General features: G+C 62.6%; 13 protein-coding genes. 2 read left to right on the top strand and 11 right to left on the bottom strand.

Going from position 1 to position 16,217, the window contains the following annotated elements; all coding sequences use genetic code 11:
- The first annotated feature begins 101 nt into the window (after window positions 1-101).
- Both EXW71_RS26760 and EXW71_RS28855 read left to right on the top strand, forming a co-directional pair.
- A complete protein-coding gene (locus EXW71_RS26760) occupies window positions 102-5,810 on the top strand; it encodes an NEL-type E3 ubiquitin ligase domain-containing protein (protein WP_134660975.1) in 5,709 nt (1,902 codons plus the stop codon).
- A gap of 12 nt (window positions 5,811-5,822) precedes the next feature.
- Entirely contained in the window at window positions 5,823-5,963 is a 141-nt protein-coding gene (locus tag EXW71_RS28855; protein WP_167659702.1) for a hypothetical protein, read from the top strand.
- On the opposite strand, the gene ureC is transcribed toward EXW71_RS28855, so the two are convergent.
- The 11 genes from ureC to urtA all read right to left on the bottom strand — a co-directional run bounded on the left by ureC (window position 5,960) and on the right by urtA (window position 16,143).
- Window positions 5,960-7,660, bottom strand: a complete 1,701-nt coding sequence (gene ureC, locus EXW71_RS26765) for an urease subunit alpha (RefSeq protein WP_123716078.1) — start codon at window positions 7,658-7,660, stop codon at window positions 5,960-5,962. The genes EXW71_RS28855 and ureC overlap by 4 nt on opposite strands.
- An 80-nt stretch (window positions 7,661-7,740) precedes the next feature.
- Window positions 7,741-8,046, bottom strand: a complete 306-nt coding sequence (locus EXW71_RS26770) for an urease subunit beta (protein ID WP_123716077.1) — start codon at window positions 8,044-8,046, stop codon at window positions 7,741-7,743.
- A complete protein-coding gene (locus EXW71_RS26775; RefSeq protein ID WP_134660974.1) occupies window positions 8,043-8,576 on the bottom strand; it encodes a GNAT family N-acetyltransferase in 534 nt (177 codons plus the stop codon). The genes EXW71_RS26770 and EXW71_RS26775 overlap by 4 nt, the downstream gene beginning before the upstream one ends.
- A gap of 5 nt (window positions 8,577-8,581) precedes the next feature.
- Entirely contained in the window at window positions 8,582-9,094 is a 513-nt protein-coding gene (locus EXW71_RS26780; RefSeq protein ID WP_134660973.1) for a GNAT family N-acetyltransferase, read from the bottom strand.
- Between the two features lie 9 nt (window positions 9,095-9,103).
- Complete coding sequence (ureA, locus tag EXW71_RS26785) at window positions 9,104-9,406, bottom strand: urease subunit gamma (RefSeq protein ID WP_003171437.1); 303 nt, start codon at window positions 9,404-9,406, stop codon at window positions 9,104-9,106.
- 3 nt (window positions 9,407-9,409) lie between these two features.
- Window positions 9,410-10,249, bottom strand: a complete 840-nt coding sequence (locus EXW71_RS26790) for an urease accessory protein UreD (protein WP_134660972.1) — start codon at window positions 10,247-10,249, stop codon at window positions 9,410-9,412.
- Between the two features lie 337 nt (window positions 10,250-10,586).
- Window positions 10,587-11,285, bottom strand: coding sequence for an urea ABC transporter ATP-binding subunit UrtE (gene urtE, locus EXW71_RS26795; RefSeq protein ID WP_134660971.1), 699 nt, complete (start codon window positions 11,283-11,285; stop codon window positions 10,587-10,589).
- Between the two features lie 117 nt (window positions 11,286-11,402).
- The gene (urtD, locus tag EXW71_RS26800) at window positions 11,403-12,236 is read right to left on the bottom strand and encodes an urea ABC transporter ATP-binding protein UrtD (protein ID WP_123716073.1); all 834 of its coding nucleotides are present in this window, start codon (window positions 12,234-12,236) and stop codon (window positions 11,403-11,405) included.
- Entirely contained in the window at window positions 12,233-13,300 is a 1,068-nt protein-coding gene (gene urtC, locus EXW71_RS26805) for an urea ABC transporter permease subunit UrtC (protein ID WP_134660970.1), read from the bottom strand. The genes urtD and urtC overlap by 4 nt, the downstream gene beginning before the upstream one ends.
- Window positions 13,300-14,802, bottom strand: coding sequence for an urea ABC transporter permease subunit UrtB (gene urtB, locus EXW71_RS26810; protein ID WP_123716071.1), 1,503 nt, complete (start codon window positions 14,800-14,802; stop codon window positions 13,300-13,302). The genes urtC and urtB overlap by 1 nt, the downstream gene beginning before the upstream one ends.
- Before the next feature lie 75 nt (window positions 14,803-14,877).
- Window positions 14,878-16,143 (bottom strand): urea ABC transporter substrate-binding protein, encoded by a 1,266-nt coding sequence (urtA, locus tag EXW71_RS26815; protein ID WP_060755047.1) that lies wholly within the window; start codon window positions 16,141-16,143, stop codon window positions 14,878-14,880.
- Between the last annotated feature and the right edge of the window lie 74 nt (window positions 16,144-16,217).

The raw sequence follows: 16,217 nt of genomic DNA on the forward strand, positions 1-16,217 counted from the left end.
TTGCAGCGCCCCGACCGGGGCGCTGCATGGCTGCAACTATCTACGACCGACCGCCGCTGTCGACGTGATGTGCTGGTGCTCCAATCTTCTGGAGCGACACCATGCCCGACATCACCCTCCCCGCCGTTTCACCCGGCATTCACAGCGCTTTGCTCAAGCGCGCTATCCCTGCCTGGTTTTCCCAGGCCCGTCTGCCCCGCCAGCAGGAGTTGGCCAATCATTCGCTGGTAGTGCCCGCCTGGTACATAAATGCCTCGCAGACACAAAAAAACGCCCTGTCCGCCAGCCATGCCCAATACCGCACGATCTTCAATCAGGTCGACGCCACGCTCGCGACGATCCAGGACGTCCAGGCATTCGCCGAACCTTTGCTCAAGGCGGCGATCAAGGAGCGCTTCAAGCTGGATATCGACGTGCGCAACGTCTACCTCGCGCGCAAATTCGCGCCGGCCAGCCGCAATGACTTCTATGGGTTTTTCACTCTGGACCGCACCCGCACTTCACGGCTGGATGAAGAGTACCGGGGCGTCTCGTTGCTGGAGGCCGCCCTGGCCAACTTCCTGCCCGGAGAAGAGCAGGCTTCACGTTGCGCCGACTGCGAAATCATCACCGGCTGGGGCAGTTACGACGGCGGCGTCATTCCTGATTTTGCGGCGGTCAACTCCCAGGTCCAACCCATTGCGCCGCCCGCGTTCGCCAAACTGTGCCGCAGCCTCGACCTGGGCCGCCTGTACCAGCAACATATCAAGGACATCCTGCAACCCAGGGAGCAAGAAAAACGCCAGGCGCTCATCCGGCAGTTGCAGGAATATCAGCGTCAGCAACTGGTGCTGAGCACCGAAATCGCCTGGCAGCAATTCGCCACAAAGCCCAACAGCTACCTGGTCGGTGCAGGCATCAGCCATGATGTCTACCAGATGCTCAAGCAGGTTCTCGCCGCCAAACCCGAGCCGATGCTGGATGGTCGTCCGGTCACTTTCGCCAACCTGCAACTACTGGGTGTGGAGCTGGTCGGGCCGTTGTTGATCGGGCCAAGGCGCAAACGCGCGCCGCGGGTCGAGCGCCTGGTGGTGTACTTGCCCGATGACCCGCAGCAACCGCTGAAGGAATACGCCAACCTTTACGAGTTTCTTGCCGACTTGGGCGAACGCTTGAAGAGCATGGAGTACCGGCGCTTTTTCAGCCGGTTTGTACCGGTGTCCAGGCAAGGGGCGTTCTTCAACAAAGTCGATGCCCTGTGCCGGCCATCGCGGACGGTCAAACCGGCTGAGCTGGCGATGGACGAAGCGACCATCAAAGGCGATCTGTGGCAGCACCGCTACCAGGCGAGCGTCGACAAAATCCTTGCCGATGCACGCGCCGTGGCGGTACCCACCGATGACGAAGACGCCAAGGCCCGTTCGGCACGCCTGGAGGGGTTCAAGGACGCCGTGCTTAGCGTGTTCAACCTGGCCGCCTTCGTGGTGCCGGGGCTGGGCCCGATCATGCTGGCGGTGGGCGCCGTGCAGATGTGCGAGGAGGTGTACGAGGGCATAGAAGCCTGGGAGCAAGGCGAAACCCGTGAAATGTGGGCGCACTTTTCCGGCGTTGCGCTGAACGTCGCCCTGCTCGGCACCGGTGCCACTGTGCTGCCCCATGTACAAATGTCCGGTGTGGTGGATGCCCTCAAGCCGGTGCTCCTGGCCGACGGCAAGCAAAAGCTGTGGTCCCCGGACTTGTCTCGCTACAAAACCAATATTCAGTTGGCCGCGGATGCCAAAACCGACGGCCTGGGCCTGTACCGCCACGAGGGAAAACCCGTGTTGGCCCTTGACGGTGAGTGCTATCGGGTCGAGCAGGAAACCACTACCGGCCAGTACCGTGTACAGCACCCGACCCGCGAGGATGCCTATCGCCCCCTGCTGGAGCACAACGGTGAAGGTGCCTGGACCCATGAAGGCGAAGACCCGCTGGCATGGGATGAGGCCACTCTGCTGCGACGACTGGGCCAACCTGCCGCCGGCCTGAGTGCCGAGCGGTTGCAGCAGGCGCGCCTGGCCAGTGGAGTCGAGACCGAGGCCCTGCGTGAAATGTGTTTCGACCAGCAGGCCACGCCGCTGTTGCTGGCCGACAGCTTCAAACGTTTCACCTTGCATCGCGAGCTGGAAATCTGCATCGAACAACTGCGCAGTAGTGACCCAGCGACCTACGCCAAGGCCGATCCGGCACTGCAACTGGACCTGATGAAACGCCGCGGCATGCTCTCCAGCGAGCCCTCGCTACGTGTGCTCGGCAGTGACGGACGCGAATTGTGGAACGACCCTGCGCCCGCGTCAGAGCTTCGCCGGGTCGTCGCGCTCGATTCGGCGCAACAGGCCCGCGGTGAGTTACTCGAGCAGGTGCTGCACACCCTGCAAGCCAGCGATCCCGTGCTTCAGGAAATACCCGGCGAAGCCTCGCAGTCGCTTGGCGAGCGCGCTGGCCAATTACGCCTCTCCCTGGCCGACACCGCCGAGCAGCTCAAAGGTTCGCTGCTGGAGGAGCGCTACAAGGCGCAGAACTGCTGCGCCGACGTTGATGTACAGCGCGTGCTCAACAGTTATCCCCAATTACCGGCACCGGTAGCCAGGCTGTTGCTTGACGCGATGAGCGCCGACGACCTGCAAGGTTTTCGCAGCCATCGGCGCCTGCCCGGGCCGATCAATGAGCGTCTGCGCTGGAGCGATCAGGAGGTCCGCGTATCCCGTGCCTACGAAGGCCTGTTTCTCGATTCGATGGGCAATCTCGACAGTGATCGCCTCGTGCTGCGCACCCTGGAACTGTTGCCGGGCTGGCTGCGCGGTACCCGTCTGGAGCTGCGTGAGTATTTTGCCGAAGGCCAGGTGCTGGATGCCATCGGCCATCCCCAGGCCACTGCGTCGCGGCCCTTGGTGCGTGATGCCGAAGGGCAGTTTCAAGGCCGCGACGTCTACACCGCGCTTTGGCAGGTGCTCACCCCGGCGGAACGGCAGGCGCTGAATTTCACCCGCGTGACGCAGTTAAAATCGGCGATCCTGCGCAACCCTTTGCCTCGGGAGCCGTTGCGTACGGTGCTGCTCGAGCACCCGTTGCGCCGTCCGGTCATTGACCCCACGATGCGCCTGCTCGGTGGTGGGCGCGGTTTCAAGCAACTGATGAACACGCTGCGCAGCGACGAGTCGCGGGTGCGACGCTTGTTTCCGTCGTTTTCCGACGTCGATGTCGGCGCATACGTCCAGTCCCTGGGCGCCGATGTGCGTATCCGGTTGACGCAATTGGAGGCCGATTACTTCAACCTGAAGCAAAGCCTGAAGACCTGGGTACGAGCCACCGACGCCCAGCCCGACGGCAGCACAGCGCGCCTCGCCATGGAGATCCTTCGGTGTTGGCGGTGCGAGACCGGCGACGAATTGGACCTCTCGACGACGGCTCCGACCCGCTTGCCGGCACTGACCGCCGGTTTCAGCCATGTGCAGGAACTGGCCCTCGGCAAAATCATCTGGAATGCCGACACTCAGACCTTCCTGAAAAACTTCATGCACATCCGCGAGCTGCGCATCAGCGATACCGGTCTGACGGAGCTACCCGATATCGTCGGCGACCTGCGCCAGCTGACGCATCTGCGCTTGCGCGGCAACCGCATTCGCCTGACCGACGCCAGCGCCGAAAAACTCGCCGGGCTGGATCAACTGCAAAGCCTCGACCTGGCAGGCAACCCGCTGCACATGACGCCGGATTTCAGCGCCCTGCAGCGCCTCAAATTCCTCGACCTGAGCAATACCGGCATCAGCCAGTGGCCCCGCGGCCTGCTTAGCCAGACCGAGCTGCAACGGGTGGACCTGCGCAACAACCAACTGAGCGAAATCCCCAGAGAACACCTCTACCCACAGGCCGAGCACTTCCAGCGGATTATCCAGATCAATAACGCGACGGTGATCGGCGGCAACCCGTTCTCCGAGGCCTGCATGGTTGAAGTGGATAACTATTGGAAGCGCTTGGGCGAGGTGGCACCTGAGCTGGCACAGAGCAGCATTACCGATGCGTTTTCCGTCGAGTCCCCGGCCATTGTGACGGTGCAGCGCATGTACCCGGACAAAACCATCAGGGCCGCCAGAGAGCTGATCTGGAGCCTGGGCGAGGGTGCCGACGCGGAGTTGGCGCGACGAGCGACCGAGTTCGACAGGCTGACCGAACAGCTCAACGCCTGGGCCTTCTCGGGTGGTGGCGCAAGTGAGCGCTATATTCGCTCCGATCAACTGCGCAGCAACGCGACGACGCGGGATGACCGCTACATTGCCAAATCGCGCATCCTGCAATGCTGGCGCCGCGAAACGCCGATGAAACTGGCCAATGACGGGACTCCATTCGGTCTGGAGCTGGACCTGAGCAATCTACGGCTGCCGAGCCTGCCGGACCTGGATGCGGATTTTTCCCATGTCGGTTCACTCAAGCTCAGCGGGATGGCGTTGAGCGCCTCTCCCGAAGGCTTCCTGGCGCGCTATCGCGGCGTGCGCTGGCTGGACCTGTCGAATAACCAACTGCGCGAACTGCCACCGGCCCTGGGTGAGATGCACGGGCTGACGCGCTTGTTCTTGCAGAGCAACCAGATTCAGTTGACCGCGCAGACCGCCGAGGTCCTGGCCGGACGCACCAGCCTGCGGGCGTTGTGGATGGATAACAACCCATTGGGCATCGCGCCGGATTTCAGCCGGATTGCCGATATGCGTTCGCTGGGCCTGAAAAACACCGGCATCGACGTCTGGCCGCCCGGGCTGGCCGAGCAGCCATTGCTGGACCTGCTTGACCTGAGCGGTAACCGCATCACCACGCTGCCGGACTTCGTCGTCGCGCCGCTACCCGAGCAACTGGCGCAATCGGTACGGCTGACCCAGGTGGCCAACCTGACCGGTAACCCCTTGAGCGAGGCGACGCGGGTGCAGGTCCGGGCTTATTCCGAACGTCTCGAACAGAACGGGCCGGTTGTACCGGGCCGCCCGAATCTGTTGGTGGAGTCGGCCTTGCGCATTGCCCACCGTGAACGCCTGGAGGTGGCCCCGGGAGTTGATTTCGAACACTGGAACCTGGGTTTTTCCGCGGAGCAAACGGCCATGCGCAGGGCCCAATGGCTGGCATTGCGGGAGCAGCCGGGGAGCGAGGGTTTTTTTCGGATGCTGGCCGATCTGACGGTGGTCAGCGAGCGCCATGCCAACCTGCAGGACCGGGTCTGGGAGGTGATCGACTGCATCACGCAAAACAGCAGCGAGTCGGAGCGCCTGCGCGAGCAGATGTTCGACTGGGCCGGTCGGCCGGCGTGTTGTGACCGGGCGGCGTTGTCGTTCAGCAACGTCGAAGTCATGGCGATGGTCTACAGGGCACGGGCAGCCGCCACCGATGCGACCCAGGGCGCGGCGTTGCGCACACTGGCGCGGGGGTTGTTCCGCCTGGACGAGGTGGAAAAAATCGCCCTCAACGACATTGCCGAACGGACCGCTGCGATCAATGCCACAGCGCATTTGAGCGATGCAGAGAAGGCCCGGCGCATAGGCCGCCTGGAAGAGGTCGAAATCCGCCTGGCTTATCGGTTCGGCCTCAAGGGCACGGACCAGCTCGACTTGCCTGGTCAACCCGAGCAGGTACGCTTCACCGGCATGGGCAAGGTCAGCCAGGCGATGCTCGACAGCGCTCGCACCCGGGTGCTCGAACTCAACGACTCGCCGCAGGAGTTCGAAGCGCTGTTGTCCCGGGATTTCTGGCTTGACTACGTGACGCATAAATACCGCACGCAGTTTGACGCCTTGACCAAGCCATATTAGGCGCGTCTTTCGGTGCTGCACGAGCAGTCCGCGACCGGCCTGCTGACCGCCGACGAATACGCGGCGCAGGCCAGGGATCTGCAGGCACAACTGGCGATCGAAGAAGCTGGCCTGATCGAAGCATTGACCCGCGAGGAGCTTGACGCGGGTTAAAACAGAAAATAGCGCTGCGCCATCGGCAGCGTTTCCGCCGGCTCGCACCACAGCAATACGCCGTCGGCCTTGACCTGATAGGTTTGCGGGTCGACGTCGATGTGCGGCAGGTAGTCGTTATGGATCAGGTCGGTTTTCTGTACCGTGCGACAGCCCTTGACCACGCCGATCTGTTTCTTCAGCCCCAGCGTCGCGGGTAACCCGGCGTCGTACGCCGCCTGGCTGATAAACGTCAGGCTGGTGGCCTGCAGCGAGCTGCCGAAGCTGGCGAACATCGGGCGGTAGTGCACCGGTTGCGGTGTGGGAATCGACGCGTTGGCGTCGCCCATCAGGCTCGATGCAATCGCCCCGCCTTTGAGAATCAAGGTCGGCTTGACCCCGAAAAACGCCGGGCGCCACAGCACCAGGTCGGCCCACTTACCCACTTCGATCGAACCTACTTCATGGCTGATACCGTGAGTGATCGCCGGGTTGATGGTGTACTTGGCGATATAGCGCTTGATGCGGAAGTTGTCGTTGCCCGCGCCGTCGCCGGGCAAGGCGCCGCGCTGCTTTTTCATCTTGTCGGCGGTCTGCCAGGTGCGCGTGATGACTTCGCCGACGCGGCCCATGGCCTGGCTATCGGAGCTGATCATGGAGAACGCGCCGAGGTCGTGCAGGATATCTTCGGCAGCGATGGTTTCGCGCCGGATACGGCTTTCGGCAAACGCCACGTCTTCGGCAATGCTCGGGTCCAGGTGATGGCAGACCATCAGCATGTCGAGGTGCTCATCGATGGTGTTGCGCGTGAAAGGTCGCGTCGGGTTGGTGGAGCTGGGCAGCACGTTGGGGAAACCGCAGGCCTTGATGATGTCCGGCGCATGGCCGCCACCGGCACCTTCGGTGTGGTAGGTGTGGATGGTGCGTCCCTTGAGCGCGGCAAGGGTGGTTTCGACGAAGCCGGACTCATTGAGCGTGTCGCTATGGATCGCCACCTGCACATCGTACTCATCGGCCACGCTGAGGCAGTTGTCGATACTCGCCGGGGTGGTGCCCCAGTCTTCATGCAGCTTCAAGCCGATGGCGCCAGCCTTGACCTGTTCGATCAACGGCTCCGGCAGGCTCGCATTACCTTTGCCGGTAAAACCGATGTTCATCGGGAACGAGTCGCTGGCCTGGAGCATGCGCGCCAGGTGCCATGGCCCGGAGGTGCAGGTGGTGGCGTTGGTGCCGGTGGCAGGTCCGGTGCCGCCGCCGATCATGGTGGTAACGCCACTGGTCAGCGCTTCTTCGATCTGCTGCGGGCAAATGAAGTGCACATGGCTGTCGATGCCGCCGGCGGTGAGGATCATGCCTTCGCCGGCGATCACTTCGGTGCTGGCGCCGATGGCGAGGGTCACGCCGGGCTGGATATCGGGGTTACCGGCTTTGCCGATGGCAGCGATACGGCCGTTCTTCAAACCGACATCGGCCTTGACGATGCCCCAGTGGTCGATGATCAGCGCATTGGTAATCACGGTGTCGACCACTTCATGGGCCAGCAGCTGGCTCTGGCCCTGGCCATCGCGGATCACCTTGCCGCCGCCGAATTTCACTTCTTCGCCGTAGGTGGTGAAGTCCTGTTCCACTTCGACGAACAGCTCGGTGTCGGCCAGGCGGACCTTGTCGCCCACGGTGGGGCCGTACATGTCGGCGTAGGCTTGGCGGCTGATTTTCATGTGTGTGCCCTGAAATATTTGCGTTGAATGTGAAACCGCTGTCGGGGCAAGTCGAATCGTCGCACCGCCCCGATGAGGCCCTAAAGGTCGCCCATGATCCGACCGGCGAACCCAAATACCCGCCGCCCACCGCTCAAATCCACCAACTCGACCTCGCGACTCTGTCCCGGCTCAAACCGCACCGCCGTGCCCGCCGGGATATTCAGGCGCATGCCACGGCTGGCGGCGCGGTCAAACGTCAGCGCGTCATTGGTCTCGAAAAAATGATAATGCGAGCCGACCTGGATCGGCCGGTCACCACTATTGGCCACGCTCAGGCTGACGGTGCGTCGGCCCACATTGAGTTCGATCTCGCCAGGCTGGATCTGATATTCGCCAGGAATCATGCAGGTTGCCCCAGGGTCTTGAAGTAGATGGCGGTCGGGCTGTAGCGCCCGTCCGGGCTTTGGCAGTAATTGGGCAGCTCACCGACCTTGGTGTAGCGCAGTGCCTGGTAGAAGGCTTCGGCGGCCGAGCCGGCTTCGGTGTCCAGGTACAGCAGGCCGCGTTTATGCTGGCGGGCGGTGAGTTCCAGGGTGTTCATCAGTTGTTGGCCCAGGCCATGACGCCGCGCGCTGCTGTGCACCAGCAGCTTCTGCACTTCGGCGCGGTTCAGGCCGTTGGCCTTCTGGCAGAGCGCCAACTGCACGCTGGCGATCACCTGTTCATCACGTACCACCACCCACAGCAACAGGCTGCCTTCCTCGATACTGGCCTGCACGCCGCTCAGATAGGCGCGGGCCTGGGCATCATCAAAGTCAGCCATGAACCCTACGCTGGCGCCGTGCTTGACCGCGTCGAGCAACAGCCCAATCAGGCCCTGGCGGTAATGGGCAAAACTTTCGGCATTCACTCGACGCAGATGCGTGGCGCTCATCGCTTTCACTCCTTGGGTGGCTCGGCACCCGGGTTCAGAGCCAGTTGCATAAAGGTCAGGTCCAGCCAGCGGCCAAACTTGATACCCACTTGGGGCATCTGCCCGGTCGTTATGAAACCCTGGCGTTCATGCAGGCGGATCGAGGCCTGGTTGCCGCTTTCGATGGCGGCAACCATGACGTGTTTGCCGCAGGTCCGCGCGCGCGCGATCAGGACCTCCATCAGGCGTGGCCCGGCGCCTTTGCCGCGTTGGTCGCTGCGCACGTATACCGAATGCTCGACGCTGTAGCGAAAACCTTCGAACGGCCGCCAGTCGCCGAACGAGGCGTAGCCGGTGACTTCGTCGTTTTCGATGGACACCAGCACCGGATAACCCTGGGCCTGGCGCGCAGTGAACCAGGCCAGGCGGTTGGCCAGGTCCACCGGCTGTTCGTTCCAGATCGCCGTGGTGTTGCGCACCGCATCGTTATAGATATCGCGGATCGCCGGCAGATCCTGTTCGGTTGCATCACGAATCATGGCCGTGCCTCAGGCGATGGGTTGGTGGACGGTGACCAGTTTGGTGCCGTCGGGGAAGGTCGCTTCCACCTGGATATCCGGGATCATCTCCGGGATGCCCTCCATCACTTGCTCACGGCTGAGCAGGGTGGTGCCGTAGTGCATCAAGTCGGCCACGGTGCGTCCGTCGCGGGCGCCCTCCATCAAGGCGGCGGAGATGTAGGCGATGGTTTCCGGGTAGTTGAGCTTTACGCCGCGCGCCAGACGCCGTTCGGCGACCAAGCCTGCGGTGAAGATCAGCAGTTTGTCTTTTTCCCGTGGGGTCAGGTCCATGGTTCAGGTGCTCCAGATTCGCGGTGAAACGGCTTCCCGGCCCAGCGTCGCCGGGCGCAGCAGCCGCCATAAATCGATCAGCCAGGCACGCGCCAGCAGCGCTTCGCTGGCCAGGCAGCGGGCGACCAGCAGGCCAGGCAATTGGGTCAAGTCGCCGCGCACCGCGTGGGGCAGGGCGCGGCAGGTTTCCAGTAATTCAGGGGTGATGTCGGCGGTCAGCAGCAACGTCGCGAATACCGGCTGCCCGTCCAGGCCGATGGGCGAGTCGAGCAAACCGTCGGCACCCACAATGCGCTGGCGCTCATGCCAGAGCAACCGGCCGTCGCGGCGGATATCCAGGTGCGATTGAAAGTGGCCGAGGTCGAAGCGTTCGTGGCTGGCCGGGCGGCCCAGGGCGACTACGTCCCAGTAAAACAGACGAGCGTCACCGTGCAGGTCGATCCGGGTGCTGAGCTCGGCTTGGGCGGCGCTGAACACGATGGTTTCCTGGGGCAGCCATTCCAGTGTCGCGCCGGCTTCGACGGTCAAGGCCAGGTGCTGGAATGCCGGGCTGCCGGCGCGGTACCACTTTGCCGCGCCGGGGCTGGTCAACTGGACCCAGGCGCCTTCACCCACCTGTGCGCTGATCGCCAGGCGGTCGCCCCCGGCGATACCTCCCGGCGGGTGCACGATGATGTGTTGGCACACCTCGGGGCCTTCAGCATACAAGTGCTTTTGCACCCGCAGCGGGCCGAGGTGGCGACGCATCACCGGGCGTGTGGTGTCGCCGAAACGCGCGTAGCCGAGTTCCAGCGCGGCATGCCAGCTGGGGGTGAACAGGGCAGGAGAAACGGGCTGGTTCATGGTTGATGCTTATTATTCGGACACTGGAGAGTAGAACGTAACGGGCGTGCGCACAGCTTGAGCAGGAAGATTTCATGCGTGCCTGATACCGCGTTGCAAGCCTTGTGCCCGTGGCACCTGCCCAGCGGGTGGGGGGCCGACAACGGCGCGGCTCGCGCTTTTGCACTGAAAGCGTGCGTGGCAGCTCCATGTTGGTGCGCGCCGTGCTTCCTGCGCAGCCCGCCGTTCATGGGCCTCGACGATGCGGCGCTACGTCGTGGTGCGAAGGTGCACAGGATGTGGCTGTTCACGGATGGGCCGGCCATAAAGCCGCGATACCGTTCCGTGGGCAGGTCCCTTAGATGGTTACCAGGCCGCGCACGCCCTCGCTTTCCATATGTTCACCGCGTCCCTGCTGGACGATTTCGCCACGGGACATCACCAGGTACTGGTCGGCCAGCTCCGCGGCGAAGTCATAGAACTGCTCCACCAGCAGGATCGCCATGTCACCGCGTGCGGCCAATTGCTTGATAACCGCGCCAATTTCCTTGATCACCGACGGCTGGATGCCTTCGGTGGGCTCATCGAGAATCAGCAGACGGGGGCGGCTGGCCAAGGCCCGGCCTATGGCGAGCTGTTGTTGCTGACCGCCGGACAAGTCGCCGCCGCGCCGATGCTTCATTTGCAGTAATACCGGGAACAACTCGTAGATAAAGGCCGGCACTTCCTTGGCTTCGGCGCCTGGAAAGCGTGAAAGCCCCATCAGCAGGTTTTCTTCCACCGTCAGGCGCGCAAAAATCTCCCGGCCTTGGGGCACGTAGGCGATACCGGCTTGTACGCGCTGGTGCGGCTTGAACCCGGTGATGGCCTTGCCCTCCCAATTGACTGCGCCTTCCTTGGCCGGCAACAGGCCCATCAGGCACTTGAGCAGGGTCGTCTTGCCCACGCCGTTGCGGCCGAGCAGGCAAGTCACTTCGCCGATCTTCACCTCGAAGGACAGCCCGCGCAGGATGTGGCTACCGCCGTAATATTGATGCAGGTGTTGTACTTGTAGCATTGGAACTCCGTTAGTTGGGCTTCAAGCGGCAGGCTTCAAGCTGCAAGTGAGCGCGGGTGTTTTCAGTGGTTGCCTTTACTTGCCGCTTAAAGCTTGGCGCTAGCAGATGGCCAATGTTCACCGCCCCAAATACACCTCAATAACCCGCTCGTCGGCCTGTACCTGCTCCAGCGACCCTTCAGCCAGCACGCTGCCCTGGTGCAACACGGTGACGTGGTCGGCAATCGAGCCGACAAAGCCCATATCGTGTTCCACCACCATCAGCGAATGCTTGCCCGCCAGGCGCTTGAACAGTTCGGCGGTGAATTCGGTTTCGGCATCGGTCATACCCGCCACCGGTTCGTCCAGCAGCAACAGTTGCGGGTCTTGCATCAGCAGCATGCCGATTTCCAGAAACTGCTTCTGGCCGTGGGACAAGAGCCCGGCCGGGCGCTGCACCGAGGCGGTGAGGCGGATGGTGTCGAGGACTTCGTCGATACGGTCTTTCTGTTCGCCGCTCAGGCGCGCGCGCAGGCTGGCCCATACCGACTTGTCGGTCTTTTGCGCCAGCTCCAGGTTTTCGAACACGCTGAGGGCTTCGAACACTGTGGGTTTCTGGAATTTGCGGCCGATACCGGCCTGGGCGATCTGTACTTCGCTCATGCCGGTCAAGTCCAGGGTTTCGCCGAACCAGGCATTGCCGTGGCTGGGGCGGGTCTTGCCGGTGATCACATCCATCAGCGTGGTCTTGCCCGCGCCGTTGGGGCCGATGATGCAGCGCAGTTCCCCTACGCCGATGTACAGGTTCAGGTCGTTGAGTGCCTTGAAACCATCGAAGCTCACGCTGATGCTTTCAAGGGTCAGAATGGTGCCGTGGCGGGTATTCAGACCCTTGCCTGCGGCCTGACCAAGGCCGATGGCATCGCGGCCACTGCCGGCATCGAAAATGGGTTCAAGCATGACGTTCCTCATTTCTTCAGCAAGCCGATAACGCCCTTGGGCAGGTACAGGGTGACGATGATGAACAGCGCCCCGAGGAAGAACAGCCAGTATTCCGGGAATGCCACGGTGAACCAGCTCTTCATGCCGTTGACCACGCCGGCACCGAGCAGCGGGCCGATCAGCGTGCCGCGCCCGCCCAAGGCCACCCACACAGCCGCTTCGATGGAGTTGGTCGGCGACATTTCGCTGGGGTTGATGATGCCCACTTGCGGCACATATAACGCCCCGGCCAACCCACACAGCACCGCGCTCAGTACCCACACGAACAGCTTGAAGCCACGCGGGTCGTAGCCGCAGAACATCAGGCGGTTTTCCGCGTCACGCAGGGCCGTGAGCACCCGGCCGAACTTGCTCTTGGCCAACCGCCAGCCGATGAACAGACTCGCCACCAGCAACAGCACCGTTGCGACAAACAACACGGCTCGGGTGCCGGGCTCAGTAATGCCGAACCCGAGGATGCTGCGAAAGTTGGTGAAGCCGTTGTTGCCGCCAAACCCGGTCTCGTTGCGAAAGAACAGCAGCATCCCGGCAAAGGTCAGGGCCTGGGTCATGATCGAGAAATACACGCCCTTGATCCGCGAGCGAAACGCGAAGAAACCGAATACCAGCGCCAGCAGGCCCGGCGCCAATACCACCAGGCACAGCGCCCAGAGGAAGTGTTCGGTGCCGATCCAGTACCAGGGCAGTTCGGTCCACGACAAAAAGGTCATGAACGCCGGTAACTCATCCCCGGAGGCTTGGCGCATCAGGTACATGCCCATGGCGTAACCGCCCAGCGCGAAGAACAGGCCGTGACCGAGGGACAACATGCCCGCGTAACCCCACACCAGGTCCAGCGCGAGGGCGACAATGGCATAGCAGAGGATCTTGCCCACCAGGGTCAAGGTGTAGGCCGAAACATGCAAAGCGTTTTCCGGCGGCAACAATGACAGCAGCGGCAGCGCGAGCAGCACGGCGAGGATCAACCCGCCGAGCGCAATCGTCAGCGTGGGGCCGGCCTTTTGCGTGGCCGTCAGCATCAATGGTTGGTTCATCAGTCGATCACCCGTCCTTTCAGTGCGAAGAGTCCCTGCGGGCGTTTCTGGATAAACAGAATGATCAGCGCGAGGATCAGGATCTTGCCGAGCACCGCACCGATCTGCGGTTCAAGGATCTTGTTGGCGATGCCCAGCCCGAAGGCCGCCGTCACGCTGCCGGCCAGTTGGCCGACACCGCCGAGTACCACCACCAGGAACGAGTCGATGATGTAGCTCTGGCCCAGGTCCGGGCCGACGTTGCCGATCTGGCTCAGCGCCACGCCACCCAAGCCTGCGATGCCGGAACCCAGGCCAAAGGCGAGCATGTCCACACGCCCGGTGGGCACACCGCAGCAGGCGGCCATGTTGCGGTTCTGGGTGACGGCGCGCACGTTCAGGCCCAGGCGCGTCTTGTTCAGCAGCAACCAGGTCAGCACCACCACGCACAGGGCAAAGGCGATGATCACGATGCGGTTGTAGGGCAGCACCAGGTTGGGCAGCACCTGGATACCACCGGACAGCCACGCGGGGTTGGACACTTCGACGTTCTGGGCGCCGAACACCAAGCGCACCAGTTGGATCAGCATCAGGCTGATGCCCCAGGTGGCGAGCAGGGTTTCCAGCGGGCGGCCATAGAGGTGACGAATCACCGTGCGTTCCAGGGCCATGCCGATGGCGGCGGTGACAAAAAACGCCACCGGCAGTGCAATCAGTGGGTAGAACTCGATGGCTTGCGGCACATAGCGCTGCATCATCAGTTGCACCACGTAGGTCGAGTAGGCGCCGAGCATCAGCATCTCACCGTGGGCCATGTTGATCACGCCGAGCAGGCCAAAGGTGATCGCCAGGCCGAGCGCCGCGAGCAACAGGATCGAGCCAAGCGACATGCCGCTGAACGCCTGGCCGAGCAGTTCGCCCACCATCAATTTACGCTTGACCTGCGCCAGGCTGGTTTCGGCGGCGGTGTGCACGGCCGCATCAGTTTCCACGCCGGGAGCGAGCAGCGCCTCGAGGCGGGTGCGCGCCAGCGGGTCGCCGGTGCTGCCCAGCAAACGCACGGCCGCCAGGCGCACTGCGGGGTCAGGGTCGACCAATTGCAGATTGGCCAGGGCCAGGCTCAGGGCAGTGTGCACGCCTTCATCCGTTTCGGCGGCGACGCGTTGGTCGAGGAATTTGAGTTGCGCCGGTTGCGCGCTTTTTTGCAGGGTAATGGCTGCGGCCAAACGCAGCTTGGGGTCGGCGGCGAGCAGTTGCTGGCTGGCTTGCACGTTGTCGATCAGGCCGCGCAGGCGGTTGTTCAGGCGCACGCTCCGGGTTTCACCGTTGAGCGTGAGCTGGCCTTGTTGCAGGGCATCCACCAGTTCGATGCGCGCAGGGTCGGGCTGGGCGGCCCAGTCCTGGAGCAGTTTGGCTTGCTGCGTGGGGGTGGCGTTGATGAAGTCTTCGGCGTCGCTGGCGTGTGAGGTCAGAGGCAGTAGCAGCAAGGCCGCGAGGATGAAGCGGTACAGGGCAGTAGGCATAACAGAATGTCCTGATCATGCGCGGTCAATTGTGGGAGAGGGCGTGCCCCCTCCCGCATTGATCTGTGGTGGGACTCAGTTGCTCTTCACTGCGTAATCCGGCTTCTTGTCATTGCCCGGAATGTAAGGGCTCCACGGTTGGGCGCGGATCGGCTCCTGGGTCTGCCACACCACCGAGAACTGACCGTCAGCCTGGATTTCGCCGATCATCACCGGCTTGTGCAGGTGGTGGTTGGTCTTGTCCATGGTCAGGGTGAAGCCCGACGGTGCGGCGAAGGTCTGGCCGGCCAGGGCTTCACGCACTTTATCGACATCGGTGGACTTGGCCTTCTCGGCGGCCTGCGCCCACATATGGATGCCCACGTAAGTGGCTTCCATCGGGTCGTTGGTCACCGCCTTATCCGCGCCCGGCAGGTTGTGCGCCTTGGCATAGGCTTTCCAGTCGGCGACGAATTTCTTGTTCACCGGGTTCTCCACCGACTGGAAGTAGTTCCAGGCGGCGAGGTTGCCCACCAGCGGCTTGGTGTCGATGCCGCGCAGTTCTTCTTCACCGACGGAGAACGCGACCACTGGCACCTCGGTGGCTTTCAAGCCCTGGTTGGCCAGCTCTTTGTAGAACGGCACGTTGGAGTCGCCGTTGACGGTAGAGATCACAGCGGTCTTGCCGCCGGCGGAGAACTTCTTGATGTTGGCGACGATGGTCTGGTAATCGGCGTGGCCGAACGGTGTGTAGACCTCTTCGATGTCTTTATCGGCTACGCCTTTGGAATGCAGGAACGAGCGCAGAATCTTGTTGGTGGTGCGCGGGTACACGTAGTCCGTGCCCAGCAGGAAGAAGCGCTTGGCACTGCCGCCTTCTTCGCTCATCAGGTATTCCACTGCAGGAATCGCCTGCTGGTTCGGTGCCGCACCGGTGTAGAACACGTTTGGCGACATCTCTTCGCCTTCGTATTGCACCGGGTAGAACAGCAGGCCGTTGAGTTCTTCGAACACTGGCAGTACGGATTTACGCGACACCGAAGTCCAGCAGCCGAACACCACGGCGACCTTGTCCTGGGTCAGCAACTGCCGGCCTTTCTCTGCAAACAGGGGCCAGTTCGACGCCGGATCGACTACCACGGGTTCGAGCATCTTGCCGTTCACACCGCCCTTGGCGTTGATTTCGTCGATGGTCATCAACGCCATGTCTTTGAGCGACGTTTCGGAGATGGCCATGGTGCCGGACAGCGAGTGCAGGATGCCGACCTTGATGGTCTCGGCGGCCTGCACGGTCCAGGTCAGGCCCATGGCGGCAATGGATGCCGAAAGAGTGAAAGCCTTGATCAAGCTGCGACGCTTCATAGTGCTGTCTCCGTGCCGATTTTTGTTGGATGGCTGTTAAGGGGGCGTTGCACTGGAGATAGCAAGGGCTGTGC

This window comes from Pseudomonas sp. BCA17 (assembly GCF_004519405.1).
In the GTDB taxonomy this organism is placed as follows: domain Bacteria; phylum Pseudomonadota; class Gammaproteobacteria; order Pseudomonadales; family Pseudomonadaceae; genus Aquipseudomonas.